This window comes from Microbacterium sufflavum (assembly GCF_023101165.1).
Classification (GTDB): Bacteria; Actinomycetota; Actinomycetes; order Actinomycetales; family Microbacteriaceae; genus Microbacterium; species Microbacterium sufflavum.
Genome location: NZ_CP078076.1, coordinates 743,816 through 764,925 on the forward strand (window position 1 = coordinate 743,816; position 21,110 = coordinate 764,925).

Here is a 21,110-nt window from a genome sequence, read left to right on the forward strand (position 1 = left end):
TGCCTCCAGCCCGTCGTCACCTCTCCCGGACGATGGCATCCCAGACCGCGGCGGCGACCTCGCGCTTCGACCCCGATGCGGTGCCGGCCGCGGTACCGCCAGGACCGAGGATGTGCACGGTGTTCTCCGCGCGCTCGAAGCCGCGGTCCCAGCCGACCTCGTTCACCACCAGCAGGTCGACCCCCTTGCGCTGCTGCTTCGCGCGGGCGCGGTCGAGCATCTCGGCCTCGTCCTCCGGCGTCTCCGCGGCGAACGCGATCACGAGCTGTCCCGCGCGCCGAGCGGCCGCGAGCCCGGCGACGATGTCCTCGTTCTCCACGAGCTCGATCGGCGGCACGCCCCCGGTGTCCTTCGTGAGCTTGCGCGCCGACACCTCGACCGGGCGATAGTCGGCCACCGCCGCCGCCATGACCACGACCTGGGCGTCCGCGCCCGCCTCGGCCATCGCGGCGGACAGCTCCGCGGCCGTGCCGACCGTGACCACCCGGATGCCCGGATGCCGCGCGGCCTCGCGCACGTCGCCCGACACGTTCGCCGCCACCAGGGTCACCTCGGCTCCGCGGGCGGCGGCTTCGGCGGCCAGGGCGACCCCCTGCCGCCCGCTGGAACGGTTGCCGAGGAAGCGCACCGGATCGATCGGCTCGCGCGTGCCACCCGCCGACACCACCACGCGGACGCCGGCGAGGTCGCCGGGCGTGAGGAGGGCCTGCGCCGCCGCGAACACCTCCTCCGGCTCCGCCATCCGCCCCGGACCGCTGTCGCCACCCGCCAGCTCGCCGTCGGCCGGACCGACCACGTGCACGCCGCGCTCACGGAGCGTGCCCATGTTCGCCTGCGTGGCGGGGTGCCGCCACATCTCCGCGTGCATCGCCGGGGCCACCAGCACCGGCGCCTCGGTCGCGAGCAGGGTGGTGCCCAGGAGGTCGTCGGCCAGCCCTGCGGCCATCTTCGCGAGCGTGTTGGCGGTCGCGGGCGCCACCACCACGAGCTCCGCGGCCTGCCCGAGCGCGACGTGGCGCACCTTCGCCACATCGTCGTGCACGCTCGTGGTGACCGGGTGCCTGCTGATCGCCTCCCACGTCGGCAGCCCCACGAAACGCAGGGCGTCCGCCGTGGGCACCACTGTCACGTCGTGACCCGCCTTCGTCAGCAGGCGCACCAGGTGCACCGTCTTGTAGGCGGCGATGCCGCCCGTGACCCCCACCACGATGTTCACGTCTCGATTCTGCCCCAGCCCGCCCCCGCCCGGGCCTGCAGGATCGCAGAGGGGCCGGGCACGCCCGGTCCCGCGCACGTCGTCGACGCCGCGCCGGGAGGGCCCCGGCGCGCGCGGGCGACCTAGACTCGGGAGGGTGTGCACGGTCGTGATCGATGTCGAGACTGCCGGTTCGGCACGGCTCCTGGCCGTGCGAGACGAGGATCCTCACCGCGAGTGGGACGCGCTCGGCCCGTGGTGGCCGGAGCAGTATCCGGGGGTGATCGGCATCCGCGACCGCCGGGCGGGCGGGGCCTGGCTCGCGGTGAACCCGCAGGAGCGCCGCCTCGCGGTGCTGCTCAACCGTGCCGACGTGAACGACCTCCCCGGCCCCGCGGCATCGCGCGGATCGCTGCCGCTCGAATCGGTGTCGGGCCGTTCGCCGCAGGGCCTCCCCCGCATGCACGGGTTCAACCTGCTCGAGGTGGGGCCCGACGGCGCGCGGGTGGTGTCGTGGGACGGCGCGGCGCTGCGCGAGACCCCGGTGACGCCCGGAACCCACATGATCGCGCACGACGACCTGGACGACGAGCAGACGCCGCGCATCACCGCGTGGCTGCCGGAGTTCCGCGCCCTCGGGCCCGCCGCGGCGAGCGCCGACTGGGTCGCGGAGTGGACGGCGCTGCTCGGGGCCTCCGCGGAGCTGTCACCCGAGGACGACCGCGCGATCATCCGCGACAACCGTCCGCACGGGTATCCGACGCAGTCGCTGCTGTACGCCGTGGCCGCGGTCACCCCCGCGGGGGTCGAGGTGCGCGACGTCACCCTCCCGTCCCCCGCGCACTGGACCGCCTGACCCGCGGCACCCTGACCCACGGCACCCTGACCCACGGCGCCCTGGCCTTCCGGATCGAAACCGCGCCTCCCCGCGCCTCCCCCGGCACGCCATCCACGCCGCACGACCCGCACCGCCCGGCACCGACCCGGCGCGCCCGCGACTCAGGCCGCGGGCACCGCGTCGTCCGCGCAGGAGAACCGCGCCCGATAGGCCGTGGGCGTCACGCCGAGCACCCTGGCGAAGTTCTGCCGCAGCACGGCCGCCGAGCCGAAGCCGCACTCGCCGGCGATGTGCTCGAGCGGCAGGTCGGTGCGCTCCAGCAGACGCTGCGCGTGGATGATGCGCTGCCGGGCGAGCCACGCGGCGGGTGTCGCACCGTACTCGGCCTTGAAGCGCCGCGCGAACGTGCGGGGCGACATGAGCGCTCGGCCGGCGAGGTGGTCGACGCTGAGCTCCTCGCGCAGGTTCTCCACGGCCCAGTCGGCGACCGCGGCGAGGGAGTCCGACGGCGCCACCGGGATGGGGCGGTCGATGAACTGCGCCTGACCGCCGTCGCGCTGCGGCGGCACGACCATGCGGCGGGCGATGCGGTTGGTGATCTCGGCCCCGAGCTCCTGGCGCAGCAGGTGCAGGCACGCGTCGATGCCCGCGGCGGTCCCGGCGCTGGTGATGATGCGGTCGTCCTGCACGAACAGCACGTCGGGGTCGATGTCGATCCGCGGGTACATCTCGGCCATGGTGTGCGCGTACATCCAGTGGGTCGTGGCACGGCGCCCGTCGAGCACCCCGGCCGCCGCGAGGATGAACGATCCGCTGCACACGCTCATGACCCAGGCGCCCCGGTCGACCGCGGCGCGGGCGAGATCGGTCAGGCGCTCGTCGATACGACCCCAGGTCGAGCGGGGCACGGGGCAGAACACCACGAGGTCGGCTTCGTCGGCGAAGGTCAGGTCGTGCTCGACATTGACCGAGAAGCCGATCTTGGAGCGCACGACCCCGGGCTCCGGCGCGACGATGCGGAAGTCGAAGTTCGGCACGCCGTCGTCCGAGCGGTCGAGGCCGAACGCCTCGCACGCGACACCGAACTCGAAGGGGGCGAATCCGTCCTGGATGACGCAGGCGACCGTCTTCATGCACTCTCCCGGTTGGCAGTTTTCTGTCGTAGAGGGTCGTTTCTGCCACTCGTGGCCGTAACCCGCTGCGCGTAGCTTTTCTGCCATGATACTCATCATCGCGCTTCTCGCCATCGCCGGGTGGGCGGTCGTCGCCACGATCGTCGAACTGCGCCGCGACGGCTACCGCCCCACCCCGACCGACTGGAGCCGGGTCTCCGGTCGCGACGTGCACCAGCAGGCCGAGCCGGGTCACGGCTACCGCTGACCGTCGCACAACCCCCTCGTCGCGCCACGGCGGCGCGGCTACGCTCGGGGCATGAGCGACCCCCAGCAGCCCGCCGAGTCCGCACCCGTGCCCCCGGCACCCACCCCTCCCCTGACGGCCGAGCCGCGCTACCCCGCCGCGCCGCCCCCGGGGTACCCGAGCTCCGCGCCCTCCTTCCCCCACCCCGCCGCATCGCCGGCCGCCCCCGCCTCGACGACCGCGGCTCCCGCGGCTCCCGGCGCGACCGCGAACCCGTACGCCACCGCCCCGTCCGCGGCCCCCGACGGCACCCCCTACCCGCCCGCGTACCCCACGGCCGTCACGCCGGGAGGCCCCGGGTACCCGCAGTTCCCGGTCGGCACCCCGCCCCGCACCGCCGCCGACCGTGGCAGCTCGCTCGGCCGGGTGGCGTTCATCGTCGCGGTCGTGGTGTTCGCCCTCGACCTGCTCCTGATCCTCGGGCGCCCGTTCCTCTACATGGGCGACCGCGGCTACTCGCTGATCGGATTCGTCGAGGGCGCGTCGTCCGTCGTCGGCTTCCTGGGCTACGCGGTCGCGCTCGTGCTGGGCATCGTCGCCGCGCGCCGCCCCGGCTCCCGGCTGTTCGCGGGGATCGCGATCGGCATCTCCGGCGCCGGACTGCTCGGGATCGTCACCGTCTGGCTGGCCTCGATGTTCTACCGCTTCGTCTGATCGACGCCGAGGGTCCCGCTCACCGGCCGTCCCGCACGCGCTCGTACACCGCGACCATGGCGGCGGTGCGCGACGACTGGCGGAACGCCTCGGCGACCGCCGGAACGGGGGACGGAGCGGCGCCCGCGGCGATGTCGGCGGCGGCACGACGCAGCGTCTCCGCGAGGGCGGCGGTCCGGTGCGCCTCGCGCTCGCGCTCCGACGCGGTGGGGTCCGCCTCCGGTACGGCCCACAGCCCGCCCTCGAGCTCGGCCGCGATGTCGGGGTCGCACACCACCGAGGGCGTGCCGAGCGTCGCGGCCTCGAACGGGGTCATGCCCTGCGTCTCGAAGCCGATGGAGGTCTGGACGAGCGCGTCGGCGTCGGCGATGCGCGCGAGCGTCTGCGCGTAGGTGAGGCGCCCCGCGAAGGTCACGCCGTCGCGACCGGCGACGATCCGTTCCGCGGCCGCGCGCTGCGCGCCGCCCCCGATGACCTCCAGGTCGGCGTCGACGCCCGAGGCCACGAACGCCTCCAGGAACGGCAGCAGGCGCTTCTCCGGGCTCATCCGTCCGAGCCACACGAAGCGCGGACGCCCCGGGCGGCGCTCGGCGGGCGCCGCGGCGAGGGTGCTCGCCCGCACGTCGTCGTCGATGCCGTTCCAGATCACGTCGACGTGCGGGAACACGCCGTTCTGCTCCAGACGCCGGGCGAAGTGACCGGAGGGCGCGGTGACCGCCGAGGCCCCGGCCGCGAGCCCGCGCAGGTACGACCAGCCGTCACTGCCCCCCACGCGGATCCCGATGCCCCGCAACGCGCGGCGGCGCCACGCGTTGAGCACCGCGAGCACGGGACGGTGCAGCGGGGTGACCGCCGCGAGGCCCACATCGACGCGGTTGTGCATGGTGTGCACCACGGGGAGCCCGTGCCGCTGGGCGTAGCGGTGTCCGATGAACGCCCCCCAGAAGTCGGCCTGCACGTGCACGAGGTCGACGGGAGGGCGCTGCGTCATGGCGCGGTCGAGGGCGCGGTCGGTGGCGCGGCCCGGCCAGCTCATCGCGTACTCGCGGTCGAGTGTGATCGGGACGGACGGGAGGTCGACGTAGGCACCGGCCGGCACGTCGCCCTCGGGAACGCGGTGCGCGTGCATGCGCGGCGCGACCACCGTCACGGTATGCCCCGCCCTCTCCAGAAAGGTCCGCTGCAGCCGCATCGACACCTGCGCGCCGCCGAGGGAGTCCAGGTGCTGATCGCCGAAGAAGACGATGTGCATGCGGTTACTCCGGCAGCGGCTCGTCGCGGTACAGCGCCTCGAAGGTGTCGAGCGTGCGGTTGATGTCGTGGATCGCGACGCCGTCGAGCGAGGCGTGCTGCATCCGCTCGTACTCGCCCGGCGAGGCGGTGAGGACATCGGTCAGTCGCGCGGCGAGCTCGTCGACGTTGCCCGGCTCGAACAGGTGGCCGTTCTCGCCGTCGTGCACCAGGTGCGGCAGGGCCACCGCGTCCGCGGCGACGATCGGCAGCGCCGACGCCATCGCCTCCATGGTCGCGATCGACTGCAGCTCGGCGATCGACGCGATCACGAACAGGCTCGCGCGCGACAGCAGGGCGCGCAGCTCCTCGTCGGTCGTGCGGCCGTGGAACGTGACCCGGTCGGCGAGACCGAGCTGCGCGGTGAGGCTCTCGAGCTGCTTGCGCTGATCTCCGCCGCCGACGATGTCGAACGTCGTGTTCAGCGCGGGGTCGAGCTTCGTCATCGCCTTGAGGATGACCTCGACCTGCTTCTCGGCCGTGAGGCGCCCGACGAACACCAGGCGGTTCTCCTCGCGCGGCGCGATCACCGGCGTGTACTGCGAGCGGTCGATGCCGCAGCTCACCGGGATGACGTTGCGTACCTCGACCGTCTTCTCGAGGAAGTCGGCGGCGCGGCGGGTCGGGGTCGTGATGGCGCGGGTGAGGTCGAACGTGCGCTTCGCATCGGCCCAGGCGAACTTCAGCACCAGGTCGTCGATGAACTTCGGCATGGTCGTGTGATCGAGGATGTTCTCGGCCATGACGTGGTTGGTCGCGATGACCGGGATGCCGCGCTGCTTCGCGATGCGCGCGAGGCCGCGCCCGATCACGATGTGCGACTGGATGTGCACGACGTCGGGCTGCACGCGGTCGAGCACCTTCCGCGCGTAGTGCTTTGAGCGCCACGGCCACACGAAACGCAGCCAGTCGTGCGGGGCCCAGCGCACGGACGGCAGCCGGTGCAGCGTCATCGGCTCGCCCTCGATCACCTCGGTGTGCGGTGCCGAGCGGCGGTACGCCTGGTTGGGGGCGACCACGTGCACGTCGTGTCCGCGCTGGACGAGGCCGGCCGCGAGACGCTCGGCGAAGCGGGCGGCACCGTTGATGTCGGGCGCGAAGGTGTCGCAGCCGATCAGGATCTTCAGCGGGCGGGGGGCTTCGGCGGCGTCGGGGGACGCCTCGGTCGGATCGTCGGAGGGGGTCACAGACATGCTGCCTTACGATGGGGCGGCCAAGGGAAAGCCCTGGTCGGGCGCACGCAACTCTACCCGAGGGCCCTGGCCGGGCCGCCGAGGCATACCGGCATCCGCCCAGCCGGAGCCGTTAGCGTTGGCGCATGCGACTGACTGCCGACGCCGACCCCCAGCTGTGGATCCCCGTCACCGACTCCCTCGGTTGGAAGGGGCGCCGGCACCGGAAGGCCGCGATCCGCATGCTGCTGGGACAGGTGAACGCGGCGGTGGGGGCGACCGAGCGCCCTGGATCGCGCTTCGGCGCGTGGGCCATGAGCCAGGCCGCCCCGATGCTCATGAAGAAGGCCGACGGCCGCGTGCTGGTGTGGACGTGGAAGGCCGAGCCCGAGCTGGTGGTGGCGATGGCGACCGCCCAGGTGCTGACGCCCGATGTGCGCATCGCCCGGGCATCGATGCCCATGGAGTACGACGACACCACCTCGTTCCCGACGCGGCTCGGGGTCGGCGAGAAGCTGGTGGTCGCGATGCCGCCCTCGCCCGCGACGCCCCCGTTCACGACGTACACGTGGGACACCGGCACGCACCTGATCACGCTGACGGCGGTGTGCGCCGACCGGGAGCGCTTCGGCACGCTCGGCACCGCGCTCGACGACCTCGCCCGGAGCATCCGCATCGCCGACGACCTCACCGGCGGCGAGTCGCCCGACGTGCTGCGGCTGCCTCCGGCCTGACACCCTCGACGTCCACCGCCGGGTGCGGGAAGGACTCACGCGAGGCCGTGCGCAGCGAGCCAGTCCTTCGCGACAGTGGCCGGAACACGCACGAGCCAGGCGTCGGTGACGAGCTCCGCCAGCCGCTCCGCGTCCACCACGTCCAGGCGTACGAGCAGCGCCGGGTAGCCGTCGAAGTGCGGGATCGAGAACAGCGCCTCCGGCTCCGCGGCCAGCAGCGCCTCCTTCTCGCCCTGATCCGCCACGCGCACCGACAGCACCTCGCCGTCGGGCCACTGCCGACCGAGCTCGGCCAGCTGGCGCAGATCGGCGCCGGTCGGGCCGCGCAGCCCCGCGAACTGCCCCTGCGTCACGCGCCACCCGGGCAGACCCGTGTGACCGTTGACGGCCTCGGTGACCCCGGGCAGCGCGAGCGCGATCCGCCGCACGTCGTCGATCGTCGCCATCCCGTCATGCTCCCGCACGCCCCGCCCGCGCACAACGCCCGGGCCCGCGCGGGGGTCAGCGCGCGATGCGGAGGGTGCGCACCTCGAACGGACGCAGGTGCAGCGCTCCACCCGTCCGCGCGTCGCCGAGGTCGTCCTCGATCAGGCTCACCTCGCGCACCTCGCGATGCTCGAAGCCGACCGCCAGCTCGCCCGTGGTCCGACGCCCGAGGGCTTCGTACACGCGCACGATCACGTCGCCCGAGCCGTCGTCGGCGAGCTTGACCGCCGACACCACGATGCCCTCGCCCGACACGCTCACCAGGGGCTCGACCTCGCGGGCACCGCGCACGACGGTGGGCAGCGCGTTGAACCGGATTCCCTCGGCCGTGGCGATCGCGGCGTCCGCACCGATCACGAAGCCGACCTCGATGGCGTGGTGCCCGTGGTCGGTGTCGGGGTCGGGGAACCGCGGCGCGCGCAGCAGCGAGAGCCGCACGGTCGTGGTCACCCCGTCGTCACCGACCTCGCGCGAGGTGTCGTAGCCGTAGATCGAGTCGTTGACGAGCGCGGCGCCGAAGTCCTGCTCGCGCACCAGCACGAAGCGGTGCATCGAGGTCTCGAACTTCGCGGCCTCCCAGCTCGTGTTCGTGTGGGTGACGCGGGCCTGGTAGCCGAACTGGGTCTCGGCCTCGGTGTGCGACGCCTGGATGTCGAGCGGGAAGGCGAGCTTGAGCAGCTTCTCGGTCTCGTGCCAGTCGACCTCGTTGCGGAGTACCACGGTGCGCGAGTCGGGAGCGAGGAGGATGGTCTGCGTGATCGTCGACTCCGAGAACCGCCGCTCGACCACGATCGTCGCAACACCGTCCACCACCGAGGCCTCGATCGACGACACCGCGGTGAGGTCCTCGACGCTGTTGCGGTAGTAGCGGTCGATGTCCCACGCGTCCCACATGTTGGGGAAGTCCTGGTGCAGCTGGAACAGGTTCGCGGCCCTGCCCGGCGCGACCGTCTCGCGGCCGGACGCCCTGTCGACCGCCGACACGATGAGGCCCTCCGCCGACACCACGACCGACACGAGCTCGTTCTCCAGGCGCCAGCCGCCGTCCGCGTCGGTGAGCGTCACCGGGCTCGCGGTCGGCTCCCCGACGAACGCCGCGCCCAGCGCCCGTCCTCCCGCGACCGAGGTCGGCTCGAACCGCAGTGCGCGGTCCCCGTCGCCCGCGAGCGACCGGCGTGCGCGCTGCGCGATGTCGCGCGCCTCCGACAGCACGTCGGAGAGCACGGCGACGGCCTCGCGGTGCACCCAGGCGATCGAGGTGCCGGGGAGGATGTCGTGGAACTCGTGCAGCAGCACGGCCTGCCAGAGCCGGTCGAGCTCCGCCTGCGGGTACGCGGCCCCCGTGCGCACGGCGTCGGTCGCGGCCCACAGCTCCGCCTCGACGAGCGCGTGCTCGGCCCAGCGGTGCAGCGCCTTCGTGGCGTGCTGGCTGGTGAGGGTGCCGCGGTGCAGCTCGAGGTACAGCTCGCCCACCCACACGGCGGGGTGCGGCAGCTCGGCCTTCGCGGCGTCGAAGAAGTCGTCCGGGTGCTCCCAGACGACCTGCGCGCTGCCCTCGAGGTCGCGCAGGCGCGCGGCCTTGCCCGTCATCTCCCGGGTCGTGCCGCCACCGCCGTCACCCCAGCCGACCGGAGCGATCGATCGCGACGTGACACGGTTCTCCTTGAACTGCCGCGCGGCCTTGGCGACCTCCATGCCGCTGAGCTGCGAGTTGTAGGTGTCCATCGACGGGAAGTGCGTGAACACCTGGGAGCCGTCGATGCCCTCCCACAGGAACGAGTGGTGCGGGAAGACGTTCTGCTGGTTCCACGAGATCTTCTGCGTGAAGAACCACTCGAACCCGGCGCGGCGCATGAGCTGCGGCAGCGCGGGCGAGTAACCGAAGCTGTCGGGCAGCCACACGCCCTTCGACCGGATGCCGAACTCGCGCTCGAAGAAGCGCTGGCCGTGCGAGAACTGCCGCACGAGCGACTCGCCGGTGGGCATGACGGTGTCGGACTCGACCCACATGCCACCCAGGGGCAGGAAGCGCCCCGCGGCGACCGCGGCTCTGACCCGCTCCCACACCTCGGGGCGGTGCTCCTTGATCCAGGCGTACTGCTGCGCGCTGGACATGCCGTACTGGAACTCGGGCTGCTCCTCGATGAGCGTGGTCATGGACGAGGTGGTGCGGGCGACCTTGCGGATGGTCTCGCGCACGGGCCACAGCCATGCGGAGTCGATGTGCGCGTGGCCGACCGCCGAGATGCGGTGCGCGCTCGCCTCGGCCGGGGCCGCGAGCACGTCGGCGAGTCGGGCGCGGGCGTCGGCGGCCGTCTCGACGATGCGCTGGAGGTCGAGCACGTCGAGGGCGTCGTCGAGCGCCTGGAGGATGCGCATGCGCCGCGGCGAGGTCGCCGGCAGCTCGGCCTGCAGCTCGAACAGCACCTCGATGTCGAGGGACAGGTCGAACACCTCGGGCTCGAACACCGCGAGGTCCATGCGGCGCAGGCGGTACAGCGGCTCCTTCGACGAGGTGAGGATGTCGCCCTCCTGCGTCGGAAGGAAGGGGTGGTAGTCGAGCAGCACCGGGTTCGACGCCCCCTCGAGGTACAGCTCGACGGGCTCGTCGCCGTGGGCGTTCTCGGCGATCGGCACCCACTGGTTGCGCGGGTTGATGCTCTTGATCGGGGTGCCGTCGGGGCGGTACGCGAGGGCCTCGCACTGGAAGCCGGTCATGTTCACGTCGAAGCCGAGGTCGATCAGCGCCTCGACACGGCGCCCCTTCCAGTCGGCCGGCACGCGCCCCGTGAGCTTGAACCACGTGGTGCCCCAGGCCGGGCCCCACAGCGACCCGACCGCGCCCGGCGCGTAGTCGAGCGCCAGCCCCTCGGCCGGCGGGATCGGCTCCCCGGGCAGTTCGTGCAGCTCGACGGTCAGCGGCACGGAGGCCGAGTGGATCGCGGGACGGATGCGCTCTTCCAGCACGCGCTTGACGCGGCCGACGGTGAGCGAGGTGTCGTCATGCATGGCTGTTCTCCGGGCTCGACGGTGAGGGGGCGTTCTGATGCTATCCGATTTACTAAAACGATCTAGCGATTCGAGTCTACGGCACACCCACGACGCTCCCGCGAGGCTAAACCGATCAAGTAGGGTGATGCCTATGGCCTCGGGGAAACGCGTCACGATCGCGGACATCGCGCGACTGGCCGGCGTCTCCCCCGGGGCCGTCTCCTTCGCCCTGAACGGTCGCCCCGGCGTGAGCGAGGAGACCAGGCAGCGCATCCTCGCGATCATCGAGGAGCACCACTGGCAGCCCAGTTCCGCGGCACGCGCCCTGGTCGGCGCCCGTGCCAACGCGGTCGGCTTCGCACTCGCCCGCCCCGCCCGCTCGCTGGGCTCCGAGGCCTTCTTCACCGATCTGATCGCCGGCATCGAGTCGCGGCTGTCGGAGAGCAAGGTCAGCCTGCAGCTGCGCCTGGTCGCCGACATCGACGAGGAGATGGAGGTGCACCGCCAGTGGCGGTCGTCGAACCAGGTCGACGGCATCATCTACATCGATCCGCGCGACGACGACCCGCGCGCGGCGAACATCGCGTCGCTGGACGCCCGCGCCGTGATGATCGGGTCCGAGCCGTCCGCGGAGGGCGACGTGCCGAGCGTGTGGATCGGCGACGAGGAGGTGGCCGAGACGCTGTTCTCCTACCTCGCGGCCCTCGGGCACACCCGCATCGCCTACGTCGCCGGACCCGCCGAGCTCGAGCACACGCGCCTGCGCGCCGAGGTGCTGGAGCGCCTCGCGGCGGACGGCATCGCGGGCGAGGTCATCGCGACCGACTTCTCCCCCGCACGCGCCTCGGCGGTCACGCGCACTCTGCTCTCCGGCAAGCAGCGCCCGACCGCGATCGTCTACGACAACGACGTGATGGCGGTCGCCGGACTCCGCGTCGCCCAGGAGATGGGGCGCACCGTGCCGCGCGACGTCTCCCTCGCCTCCTTCGACGACTCGGTGATCGCCGGGCTCATCAACCCGTCCATCACCGCCATGACGCGCGACACGTTCGAGCTCGGCGAGCAGGCGGCCACCCTCCTGCTGCAGCAGATCGAGGCGGGCGCGACCCTGCCCAGCGTCGCCGGTCCCACGCCCACCCTCACGGCGCGCGAGAGCACGGCGCCGCCCGCGTCCTGACGCGCGCCGACGGATGGTGTCAGGCGTCGACGACGGTGTTGACCGAGCCGTAGCGGCCGACCGCGTCGCCCGCGAGGTCGGGGCGGATCAGCTCACGGATGCCCCGAGCCTCCAGCGCCGCGGGGTCTGCCGCGTCGGCCGAGGTGACCAGGGCCGGGTCGAGTCCGGCTGTGCACGCATCAACCCACGCCTGGAACACCGCCCCTCCCGGGCTCAGCGCGGCCCGGCTCACCGGCACGTCGCGCTCGTCCACCTCGACCACGATCCCGGTCGGCCGCGCCGGGGCAGCCGTGCGCGCGCGCAGCTCGGGGATCAGCTCCGCGAACCGTCGGCCGATCGGCTTGGCCGCGCCGGACTGGTCGACCAGGCCGAGCGAATACTCCAGGTCGGGGAAGTCGCCCAGGTCGCGGCTCACGTCGTGGGAGCACCACCACGTGACGCCCCAGAGGTTCTCGGTCCGCGCCGAGGAGCGCAGCGTCGCCTCCAGGAACCCGGGCATCTCGTCGGCCTCCAGACAGTTCGACGGCGCCCCCACCTCCTGCAGCCACACCGGACGCTGCGGGTCGGTCGCGAACGCCCGCGACAGCTCGATCAGATACTCGGCGTGCCGGTCGGCGGCGACGGAGCGACCGCCGTAGCGCTGCGCCGTGCCGTTGAAGATCCACGAGTGGATCGTGGTCATGGCGCCCAGGCGCGAGGCGTGCGCCGGGGTGAACCCGTGCTCGTCCATGTACCAGACCGCGTCGTACTCGCTGTGCACGTGAGGAAGTCCGGGAGCGGCCTCCCCCGCGGCCGCGAGCAGGGTCTCGATCCACGCCCCGGCCTCGTCGACCGTGACCGGCCACGGCGCGGGGTGCGTGTGCGCCGAGAACTGGTTGACCTCGTTGCCGAGCGTGAGGCCGAGGAAGTTCGGGGCATCGCGCAGCGCCTCCGCGAGCCGCTGCACCAGGGCGACCTGCCCGTCGAGCGCCCTCGGATCGGTGAACATGTTGCGGTCGTGCCAGGTGTACAGCCAGGCGGGCACGAAGTCGAAGCTCGACAGGTGGCCCTGGATCACGTCGACGCTCGCGTCGAGCTCGAACTCGGCGGCGATGTCGACCATCGCCCGCACGTCGTCGAGAGCCTTCGGGCGGATGAGGGTGCGGTTCGGCTGCAGCACGGTCCACAGCGGGAACACGCGCACATGGTCGAGGCCCAGTTCGGCGAGGGCGGCGAAGTCGCGGCGCACGTCGTCGGGCGTGAAGTCGAGCCAGGAGTGCATCCAGTCCTTCGACGGCGTGTAGTTCGCCCCGAACCTCAGGGGAGCGTCGAGAGCGCCACGCTGCGTCATGTGTTCGCACCTTTCGGACAGAGCCCCCCGACGAGGGCGGATCGCACCACTATAACGCTTGAGCAGCGAGACCGCGGCACGAGATTCCGCTCGCCGCCTGCGCTCCGCGCGCCCTCTCTTGACACCGATGGATTCGGATGGTTTCATCAGCTAAAGCGCTGTAGTCCGGTCTTGTCGGACCCGCGCCGAATCGCCCGCCTCGAGGAAGAAGCACGATGAGAGTTCCCGCACGCATGGCTGCACTGGCAACCTTCACAATCGGCGCCCTCGCGCTCGCCGGCTGCACCGGCGGTGGCGCCGGCGCCGGAGACGCCGGGCCGATCGACACCTCCGGCGACCTGAGCGGCACGATCCAGTTCCAGACCTGGTCGCTCAAGAACGAGAAGTTCACGCCGTACTTCGAAGACCTGATCGACGCGTTCGAGAAGGAGCACCCCGACGTGAAGGTCGAGTGGCTCGACCAGCCCGGCGACGGCTACCAGGAGAAGATCCTCAGCCAGGCCAACGCCGACACCCTGCCCGACGTGCTCAACCTGCCGCCCGACATCGCCTACCCGCTGGTCGCCGCGGGCAAGCTGGTCGACCTCGACACGGCCGACCCCGACCTGAAGTCGGCGTACAACACGGGCGCGTGGGAGGCCTACAGCCAGTACCCGGGCGTCGACGGCACCTATGGTCTGCCGTGGTACCTGTCGAGCGATGCGTCGTGGTGGAACCTGGCCCAGCTCGCCCCCTACGGCGTCACGGAGCAGAGCCTGCCGACCACGGTCGACGAGCTGCTCACGCTCGCCACCGACGTGGCCACCGAGTCGGGCGGCAAGGTGCAGCTGCTCTCCTCGATCCCCGCGCTCGACACGTTCACGGCCGCGGGCATGGAGGTCATCAACGACAAGGGCGAGTTCGACTTCAACACCGACGAGGCCGCCGCGATCATCCAGAAGTACGCCGACGCGTACGCCGCGGGTGCCATGCCCGCCGAGGCGCTCACCGGCGACTACGGCGGCAACGCGGAGGCCTACATCCAGGAGAAGGTCGCCTTCACGACCGGCGGCACCGGCTTCACGACCGATCTGCAGAAGGACGCCCCGTCGCTGCTGGCGAACACCGTCGCCACCCCGCGCCTCGGCATCGCACCGCTCTACGTGCAGGGCCTGAACGTCTCCGCCGACTCCGACAACAAGGAAGCCGCGCTCGCGTTCGCCGAGTTCGCGACGAACCAGGAGAACCAGGTGGCGTTCTCGTCGCTCGCGGTCGGGACCGCGCCCGGAACGGCCGAGGGCGGCGACCAGGTCGTGGAGAACATCGCCTCCTCCGTCACCGACGAGAAGCAGCTCGCCGCGATCGACACGGTGTTCGGCGCGATGAAGGACGCCAAGGCCCTGCCGTTCCAGTGGACGTCGGACATGGCGACCTACATGACGCAGCAGATCGCGCTCGCGGTCAACGGCGAGGCCGACCCGAAGGCCCAGCTCGACAAGATCGTCGAGTACGCCAACGCGAACCGCGTGGACCAGTGACCATGAGCGCGAGCACCGGCACCCGGCAGCGAAGGACGACGATGAGGTCCCACCGGTGGTTCACCCCGTGGCTGCTCCTCGCCCCCGCCGTGATCTGGGTGCTGGTGTTCGCGCTGTGGCCGTTCCTCAACACCGTCGTCCTCAGCTTCACGAACGCCCGCCCGCTGCGCACCCCCGAGTTCGTGGGCGGCGCGAACTACGAGCGCATGTTCGGCGACGAGATGTTCTGGAACGCGCTGACGACGTGCCTCATCTATGTGGTCGTGTGCGTGCCGCTGCTCACGATCCTGCCGCTGCTGCTCGCCCTGCTGGTGCAGAAGAAGCTGCCGGGCATCTCGTTCTTCCGCACCACCTTCTACTTCCCCGTGATCGCCTCGGTCGTGGTGGTCGCCCTCATCTGGACCTGGCTGTTCGACAGTCGCGGCATCATCAACCAGACCCTGGAGTTCCTCGGTCTGATCGACAAGCCGATGGCGTTCCTCGTCGACCGCTGGCTGCTGCTGGGCTGCGCCATCCTGCTCACGGTCTGGAAGGGCCTGGGCTACTACATGGTCGTGTACCTCGCGGCGCTGGGGAACGTGGGCAAGGAGCTCCACGAGGCCGCGATGCTCGACGGTGCCGGCTCGTTCCGTCGCTTCCTCTCGGTGACGATCCCGTCCGTGCGCGGCGCCATGCTCCTCATCTCGGTGCTGATCGCGGTGTCGGCCATGCGCGTGTTCGCCGAGCTCGACGTGCTCTCCAAGAGCACCGGCGGCCCCGGCGGCTACGACATGTCGCTCGTGATGCTGATCCGCCAGGTGGGCTCCGGACTCAACGGCAACATCGGCTACGCCTCCGCGATCAGCGTGGCCCTGTTCCTCCTGACGCTCGTGCCCCTGGCCGCGATCGCGTTCATGAACCGCGAGAAGAAGGCGAAGGTCTCCGCATGACCACGCTCACCCCACCGCGCGCCGACGACCGCGCCGACGACGCCCCGGTCCGCCCCGCGCGCGAGCGCATCTTCCGGCACCGCGGCTCCGGCGACTTCAGCAAGCCGACCCTCGGCGGGCTGATCGGCCGCTACGCGCTGCTCCTCCTGGTGCTCTTCCTGGTGATCGGGCCGTTCGTGTGGCAGCTGTCCACGTCGTTCAAGGGTCCGCAGGAGAACATCTACTCGTTCCCACCGGAGCTGATCCCGCGCGACCCCACCCTGCAGAACTACACGCGCGTCGCCGACATCGTGCCGGTGTACCTGTACGCGTGGCACTCCCTGCTCGTCTCGCTCGGCACGGTGCTGAGCAACGTGATCCTGGCGACCTTCGCGGGCTACGCGCTGGGCTGCATGCGGTTCCGCGGCAAGTGGATCGTGATGGGCATCCTGCTCTCCACCCTGCTGTTCCCCGGTGAGGTGACCGTGACCAGCAACTTCCTCACCATCCGCGCCCTCGGGCTCGCGGACACGCTGTGGGGCGTGTTCCTGCCCGGAGCGATCAGCGCCATGAACGTGCTGCTCGTGGCCACCGCGTGCCGCATGATCCCGAAGGACGTGCTCGACGCGGCGACCGTCGACGGCGCGACCACGTGGCAGCGCATCCGGCACATCGTGTGGCCCAACATCCGCGGCATGGTGTCGGTCGTCGCGATCTTCGCGTTCATCGGCGCGTGGGACGACTACCTGTGGCCGCTGATCGTGCTCTCCGACCCCGCGAAGTACACGCTCACGGTCGGCATGGCGTACCTGAACAGCAGCTTCTCGGTCGACCCGCGCCTGATCGCCGCGGGCACCATGATCGCCCTCGTGCCGATCATCATCATGTTCTCCTTCACGCAGCGGTTCTTCTTCAAGGGCGTGCAGGAGGGTGCGCTGAAGGGGTGACCGCGGCGCCGCTGACCCCGGCCGCCGGTCCGGCCGATCCCCCGTCGTCGCGCCCGCACGCCGGGGTGCTCCCCGGCGACGTGTTCGCGTTCGCTTTCGATCCCGCCCTGGGGCCGCAGCGGCTGGACGTGCCGGGGCTCTCCGACCTCACCGTCACCCCCGAGACCGTGCTGCACTGGGCGTTCTACGCCGACGGGGCGGACGCGACCCTGGCTCCGCACGCGGCGCTCGCGGTGACGGTGGACGTGCGAACGGCGGACGGGACGCGGCTGAGCGACCACGCCGCCGTCCGCGACCGCTACGACGTGCCGCTCACGCCCGAGGCGCAGTTCGCCGCCCGCTGGAGCCTCCCGGAGCAGTGGAACGCCGATACGGTCGCGCTCGCCCCTCTGTCGACCGGAGGCGCGGTGCGGGCCACGGTCGAGCTGGTGCTGGGCGCGCCGTCGCTCACGGGCGCGGAGGGTCTGCCCGCCCGCGCGACCGGATTCGTGCAGGTCCGTGTGGAGGAACGCCGACCGGCGGACCCCGACCTGCCGCCGGTCGAGCGCGTCGACACCCGCCGCGGCACGCACTCCGGACCGCGGTTCTCGCGCGGCAACACGATCCCGGCGGTGGCGGTGCCGCACGGCTTCACGTTCGTCACGCCGGCGACCGACGCCGTGGACGCCCGCTGGCCGTACCGCCCGTTCGTGCACGACGATCCGCAGGGCCGCCGCCTGGAGGCCCTGCAGTTCTCGCACCAGCCGAGCCCGTGGATCGGTGATCGCTCGGTGCTGCAGCTCATGCCGTTCCTCGGCCGCGCCCGCTCGGGGCGCGCGGCACGGCGACGGTGGATCGTGCCGGGCAGCGAACGGGCGCGCCCCCACGAGTACGCCGCCGACCTTGGCGACGGACTGCACGTGGCGATGACCGCGACCTCGCACGCGGCGGCGTTCCGGGTGGCCGCCGACGACCCCACGGCCACCGTCGGCTTCGTGATCGATCAGCTCACCGACGACGGCCGCCTGACCTGGACGGACGACGGCGAGTTCGAGGGCTGGATCCCGGAGGGCGCGGAGGACTGGGGCAACGCGCCGCGCTGCTACTTCGCCGGGGCGACGGTCGGCGCGACCGAGGCGCGCGGCCGGCTCGACGACGACGGGCGCGGGCGCGTCGCCGGGCACCTCGACGGGCGCGGCAGCCTGGAGGTCCGCATCGCGGTGTCGTTCCTGTCGATCGCGCAGGCCCGGCGCAGCCTCGCCCAGGAGGCTCCGCCGTCCCGGTCCTTCGAGGAGCTGCGCGCCGCCGCAGCCGCCGCGTGGGACCGCCTGCTCGGCCGCGTGACCCTCCCTCCGCTCGACCCGCGGCAGCGGCCGTACCGCGGTCTCGCCGACGAGGAGCATCGCGCCCGGATCGCGGCGACCCTGCACCGCATGCACCTGTACCCGAACACGGCGAGCGAGAACGCGGGCACCACCACCGCGCCCGACCACCGCTTCGCCGACGTGTTCGCGCCGCGCGCGCCGTTCGGGGAGACCGAGACCAGTGCGCCCGTGCCCGGGGGCGAGCTCGTGGTGAACAACGGCTACTGGGACACCTACCGCACGGAGTGGCCCGCGCTGGCGCTGCTCGACCCCGCCCTGACCGGGCAGCTGCTGGACGGCCAGCTCGCCCAGTTCCGGCGGGGCGGGTGGATGGCGCGGTGGAGCGCCCCGGGGTACGTCGACAGCATGGTGGGCACGTCGAGCGACCAGATCTTCGCCGACGCCGCGCGCTGGGGTGTGGCGTTCGACCGGGAGGCCGCGTTCGAGAGCGGCTGGCGCCACGCGTGCGAGCCGGGGCCGGACGCCCGTCGCGGCCGCAAGGGCATCGGTCGCGGGCGCTTCACCGGGTACATCTCCTCCGACGTGCCGGAGGGCATGAGCTGGAGCATCGAGAACGCCGTGAGCGACGCGGCCCTCGGGCGGTTCGCGCGGCAGCTCGCCGATGACGCCGCCACCGCCACGGACGCCGCCCGCTACCGCGCGTTCGCCCGCTACCTCGCCAACCGCGCCCGGTCGTACCGCACCCTGTTCGATCCCGACTCGGGCTTCTTCCGCGGCCGCGACGCGCACGGGTCGTTCGCGCCCGGCTTCGACCCCCGGGTGTGGGGTGGCGACAACGTGGAGACCAACGCGTGGGGGATGTCGGTCGGCGCGGTGCACGATGGCCCCGCGCTCGCGACGCTGTACGGCGGCCCCGCCGGTCTCGGCCGCCACCTCGACGCGCTGTTCGCCGAGCCGGAGACCGCCGACGAACGCTTCGGCGGCGCCTACGGCACGGTCATCCACGAGCAGCGGGAGGCCCGCGCGCTGCGCTCCGGCATGTGCGCGATCTCGAACCAGCCCGCCCACCACATCCCCTTCCTGTATGCGTTCACCGACCGCCCGTGGGCGGGCGCTGCGATCGTGCACGACCTCGCGGGGCGTCTGTTCGCCGGCGCGCACATCGGGCAGGGCTTCCCCGGCGACGAGGACAACGGCGAGATGAGCGCCTGGTGGCTGTGGGCGGCGCTGGGCCTGTATCCGCTCGAGCTCGCCTCCGGGCGGCTGCGCATCGGCTCCCCGCTGTTCGACGACGTCCGCGTCGATCGCGGTGACGGGTCGACGCTGCGGATCCGCGTGCAGCGGAGCGAGCCGGGCGCCCACGTGCTCCGGTCGGCGCTGCTCGACGGCGACCCCCTCCCCACGGCCGACCTGCCCGTGGAACGACTGACCGGCGATGCGGTGCTCGACCTGACCTTCACGCTCGACCCCGCGGAGGCGCTGGAGGCCGCGGCGCCCGACGTCGCCGTCGAGCCGTGGCACCCGGACCTGACCTCGGAGGCGGGCGAGTCGATCGCCTCCCGGGGCCTCGACCACGCGGCGCGACTGTTCGACGACGGCGACCCCGCGGGGGCCGACGGCGTGAGCCTGCGGCCGGGCGAGTGGGTGGGGTGGCGCTTCCCCGCGGCGCGCGACATCACCGACGTGAGCGTGACCGCGGTCACCGCGGCGCCCGCGTCCGGGTGGCACTGGGAGGTCGAGCGGGCGGACGGCGGGTGGGAGCGGGTGGCCGCGACCCATGCCGAGGCGCTGCGGCCGGATCGCACGACCCCGTTCACCCTGGCCGCACGGACCGTGACCCCGGCGATCCGCCTGTGCGCGGACGCCGAGGTCACGATCCGTCAGCTCGAGCTGTTCGCCCTCGCGCCGGTCACTTCGTCAGCGTGAACGTCACCTCGGTGCTGTTGCCGGCGACGTCGACCACCTGCAGCGTGTTGACCCCGAGGACGGCACCGAGCACGCCGGGCTTCAGCACGTCGAGGTCGCGGGACTCCCCGTTCTCCAGGTCGGTCGGCACGCCGTTCAGCACGACCCGGTCGATGAGCCCCTCGTCGTGCAGCCGGAAGCTCACCCGCTTGTAACCGTCGTCCTTCTGCTTGGTGAACTGCGCGCCGCTCTTGAACGTCACGGTGGGCGCGGTCGTGTCGGCCGGAGGCGCCTGGAAGACCGTGGCCTCTCCCTTCAACGCCTGCGTGATCCCGGACAGGTAGGCGGACTGGTCGGTCGCCGTGAGGTTGTAGGCGACGTAGACGCCGTACCCGTCGGCGACCGTGCGCTGCGCGAAGTCTGCCGCGGTGGCGGCGCTCGTGTTCGACAGGTCGATCGCCGCGGCGCCGAGCCGCGCGCGATCGTCCAGGCCCGGCACGGTCGGGGCGTCGTACGTCGGGTAGTACGGGTTCCAGGCGTGGTCGAGCACCCCGTCGACGTCGAACTGCGTGAAGTCGGTGGTGGTGTACGACGGGCCGATCGCGTAGAGCGTGATGAGCTTGTCGGGGCCGAGCCGCTCGCGCAGCGCGGTCGCCAGCCACCCGAACGACTGGGTATTGGGCTGCGGTGTGCCGTTGGCGCCGTACTCCGTCCACTCGTCGTCGAAGTCGATGCCGTCGAGGCCGTACGTGGTCACCGCGTCCTCGAGCTGCGCGGCGAAGGCGTCGGCGGCGGCGAACGAGGTGAAGTTCGCGAACCCGGCCCCCTGGTGGTTGCCGAGCACGGAGAGCAGCACCTTCGTGCCCTGCGCCTGCAGCGGCCGGATCTGGTTCTCCGCATCCTGCAGGGTCTCGGTCACCCGCTCGTTCAGGTGCAGGTACGCCTGCTGGCCGTCGTAGTTGATGTTCGCGGCGAAGATCATCGCGAGATCCACGGCGGGGCGACCCGAATCGGCCAGGGTGTAGTCGGCGACGTTCGCTAAATCGTTCGAGTTGACCTCGACGTAGACCGCCAGCTTCGCCTCGTCGACGGTGGCGTCCGCAGCGGCCGGGCCCGTCGCGGCGACCGCGGTGAGGGCCACCGCAGCGGCGGAGAGGGCGGCCGGGAAGGCGCGCCGATGGCGGTGACTTCTGGATGAGGACGGATACATGGGGGTTCGTCTCCTTCGGCATCGTTGTCGAGC

At 72.1% G+C, this 21,110-nt stretch carries 17 protein-coding genes; 9 read left to right on the forward strand and 8 right to left on the reverse strand.

The genetic code is table 11. The features are described 5' to 3' along the window. Positions 1 to 16: 16 nt before the first annotated feature. The gene (gene coaBC, locus KV394_RS03765; RefSeq protein WP_247982341.1) at positions 17 to 1,216 is read right to left on the reverse strand and encodes a bifunctional phosphopantothenoylcysteine decarboxylase/phosphopantothenate--cysteine ligase CoaBC; all 1,200 of its coding nucleotides are present in this window, start codon (positions 1,214 to 1,216) and stop codon (positions 17 to 19) included. Between the two features lie 136 nt (positions 1,217 to 1,352). On the opposite strand from coaBC, the gene KV394_RS03770 reads away from it, so the two are divergent. After that, positions 1,353 to 2,051: an NRDE family protein gene (locus tag KV394_RS03770; protein ID WP_247982342.1), complete on the forward strand. Its 699-nt coding sequence runs from the start codon at positions 1,353 to 1,355 to the stop codon at positions 2,049 to 2,051. A gap of 143 nt (positions 2,052 to 2,194) precedes the next feature. On the opposite strand, the gene KV394_RS03775 is transcribed toward KV394_RS03770, so the two are convergent. Next, on the reverse strand, positions 2,195 to 3,166 hold the full coding sequence (locus KV394_RS03775) for a GlxA family transcriptional regulator (protein ID WP_136035150.1): 972 nt from the start codon (positions 3,164 to 3,166) through the stop codon (positions 2,195 to 2,197). Positions 3,167 to 3,251: 85 nt separating this feature from the next. On the opposite strand from KV394_RS03775, the gene KV394_RS03780 reads away from it, so the two are divergent. Continuing rightward, positions 3,252 to 3,413, forward strand: a complete 162-nt coding sequence (locus KV394_RS03780) for a hypothetical protein (protein WP_168387248.1) — start codon at positions 3,252 to 3,254, stop codon at positions 3,411 to 3,413. A 51-nt stretch (positions 3,414 to 3,464) separates the two neighbouring features. Beyond that, a complete protein-coding gene (locus KV394_RS03785) occupies positions 3,465 to 4,106 on the forward strand; it encodes a hypothetical protein (protein WP_247982343.1) in 642 nt (213 codons plus the stop codon). A gap of 19 nt (positions 4,107 to 4,125) precedes the next feature. On the opposite strand, the gene KV394_RS03790 is transcribed toward KV394_RS03785, so the two are convergent. After that, complete coding sequence (locus KV394_RS03790) at positions 4,126 to 5,358, reverse strand: glycosyltransferase (protein ID WP_247982344.1); 1,233 nt, start codon at positions 5,356 to 5,358, stop codon at positions 4,126 to 4,128. Positions 5,359 to 5,362: 4 nt separating this feature from the next. Further along, a complete protein-coding gene (locus tag KV394_RS03795) occupies positions 5,363 to 6,589 on the reverse strand; it encodes a glycosyltransferase (RefSeq protein ID WP_136045519.1) in 1,227 nt (408 codons plus the stop codon). 125 nt (positions 6,590 to 6,714) lie between these two features. On the opposite strand from KV394_RS03795, the gene KV394_RS03800 reads away from it, so the two are divergent. Next, positions 6,715 to 7,302, forward strand: coding sequence for a hypothetical protein (locus KV394_RS03800; RefSeq protein ID WP_206252422.1), 588 nt, complete (start codon positions 6,715 to 6,717; stop codon positions 7,300 to 7,302). Between the two features lie 35 nt (positions 7,303 to 7,337). Here the strand turns inward: KV394_RS03800 and KV394_RS03805 are convergent, their stop codons facing one another. After that, positions 7,338 to 7,748, reverse strand: coding sequence for an MmcQ/YjbR family DNA-binding protein (locus KV394_RS03805; RefSeq protein WP_136035145.1), 411 nt, complete (start codon positions 7,746 to 7,748; stop codon positions 7,338 to 7,340). A 55-nt stretch (positions 7,749 to 7,803) separates the two neighbouring features. After that, the gene (locus KV394_RS03810) at positions 7,804 to 10,797 is read right to left on the reverse strand and encodes an alpha-mannosidase (protein ID WP_247982345.1); all 2,994 of its coding nucleotides are present in this window, start codon (positions 10,795 to 10,797) and stop codon (positions 7,804 to 7,806) included. Positions 10,798 to 10,930: 133 nt separating this feature from the next. Here KV394_RS03810 and KV394_RS03815 point away from each other — a divergent pair, with 133 nt between their 5' ends. Continuing rightward, complete coding sequence (locus tag KV394_RS03815; RefSeq protein ID WP_136035143.1) at positions 10,931 to 11,956, forward strand: LacI family DNA-binding transcriptional regulator; 1,026 nt, start codon at positions 10,931 to 10,933, stop codon at positions 11,954 to 11,956. Between the two features lie 19 nt (positions 11,957 to 11,975). Here the strand turns inward: KV394_RS03815 and KV394_RS03820 are convergent, their stop codons facing one another. Then, positions 11,976 to 13,286 (reverse strand): glycoside hydrolase 5 family protein, encoded by a 1,311-nt coding sequence (locus KV394_RS03820; RefSeq protein WP_247637904.1) that lies wholly within the window; start codon positions 13,284 to 13,286, stop codon positions 11,976 to 11,978. A gap of 233 nt (positions 13,287 to 13,519) precedes the next feature. Between KV394_RS03820 and KV394_RS03825 the strand changes: the two genes are divergently transcribed. From KV394_RS03825 to KV394_RS03840, 4 genes are read left to right on the forward strand one after another with little or no spacing between them, the layout of a single operon-like run. Further along, entirely contained in the window at positions 13,520 to 14,803 is a 1,284-nt protein-coding gene (locus tag KV394_RS03825; protein ID WP_247982346.1) for an ABC transporter substrate-binding protein, read from the forward strand. A 41-nt stretch (positions 14,804 to 14,844) separates the two neighbouring features. Next, positions 14,845 to 15,732: a carbohydrate ABC transporter permease gene (locus KV394_RS03830; RefSeq protein ID WP_136035139.1), complete on the forward strand. Its 888-nt coding sequence runs from the start codon at positions 14,845 to 14,847 to the stop codon at positions 15,730 to 15,732. After that, the gene (locus KV394_RS03835; RefSeq protein WP_136036573.1) at positions 15,729 to 16,658 is read left to right on the forward strand and encodes a carbohydrate ABC transporter permease; all 930 of its coding nucleotides are present in this window, start codon (positions 15,729 to 15,731) and stop codon (positions 16,656 to 16,658) included. Before KV394_RS03830 ends, KV394_RS03835 begins: the two co-directional genes overlap by 4 nt. Next, a complete protein-coding gene (locus KV394_RS03840; protein ID WP_247982347.1) occupies positions 16,655 to 19,888 on the forward strand; it encodes a GH92 family glycosyl hydrolase in 3,234 nt (1,077 codons plus the stop codon). Before KV394_RS03835 ends, KV394_RS03840 begins: the two co-directional genes overlap by 4 nt. On the opposite strand, the gene KV394_RS03845 is transcribed toward KV394_RS03840, so the two are convergent. Further along, entirely contained in the window at positions 19,872 to 21,077 is a 1,206-nt protein-coding gene (locus KV394_RS03845; RefSeq protein ID WP_247982348.1) for an endo-beta-N-acetylglucosaminidase H, read from the reverse strand. The two genes, KV394_RS03840 and KV394_RS03845, sit on opposite strands and share 17 nt — an antisense overlap. Positions 21,078 to 21,110 lie beyond the last annotated feature (33 nt).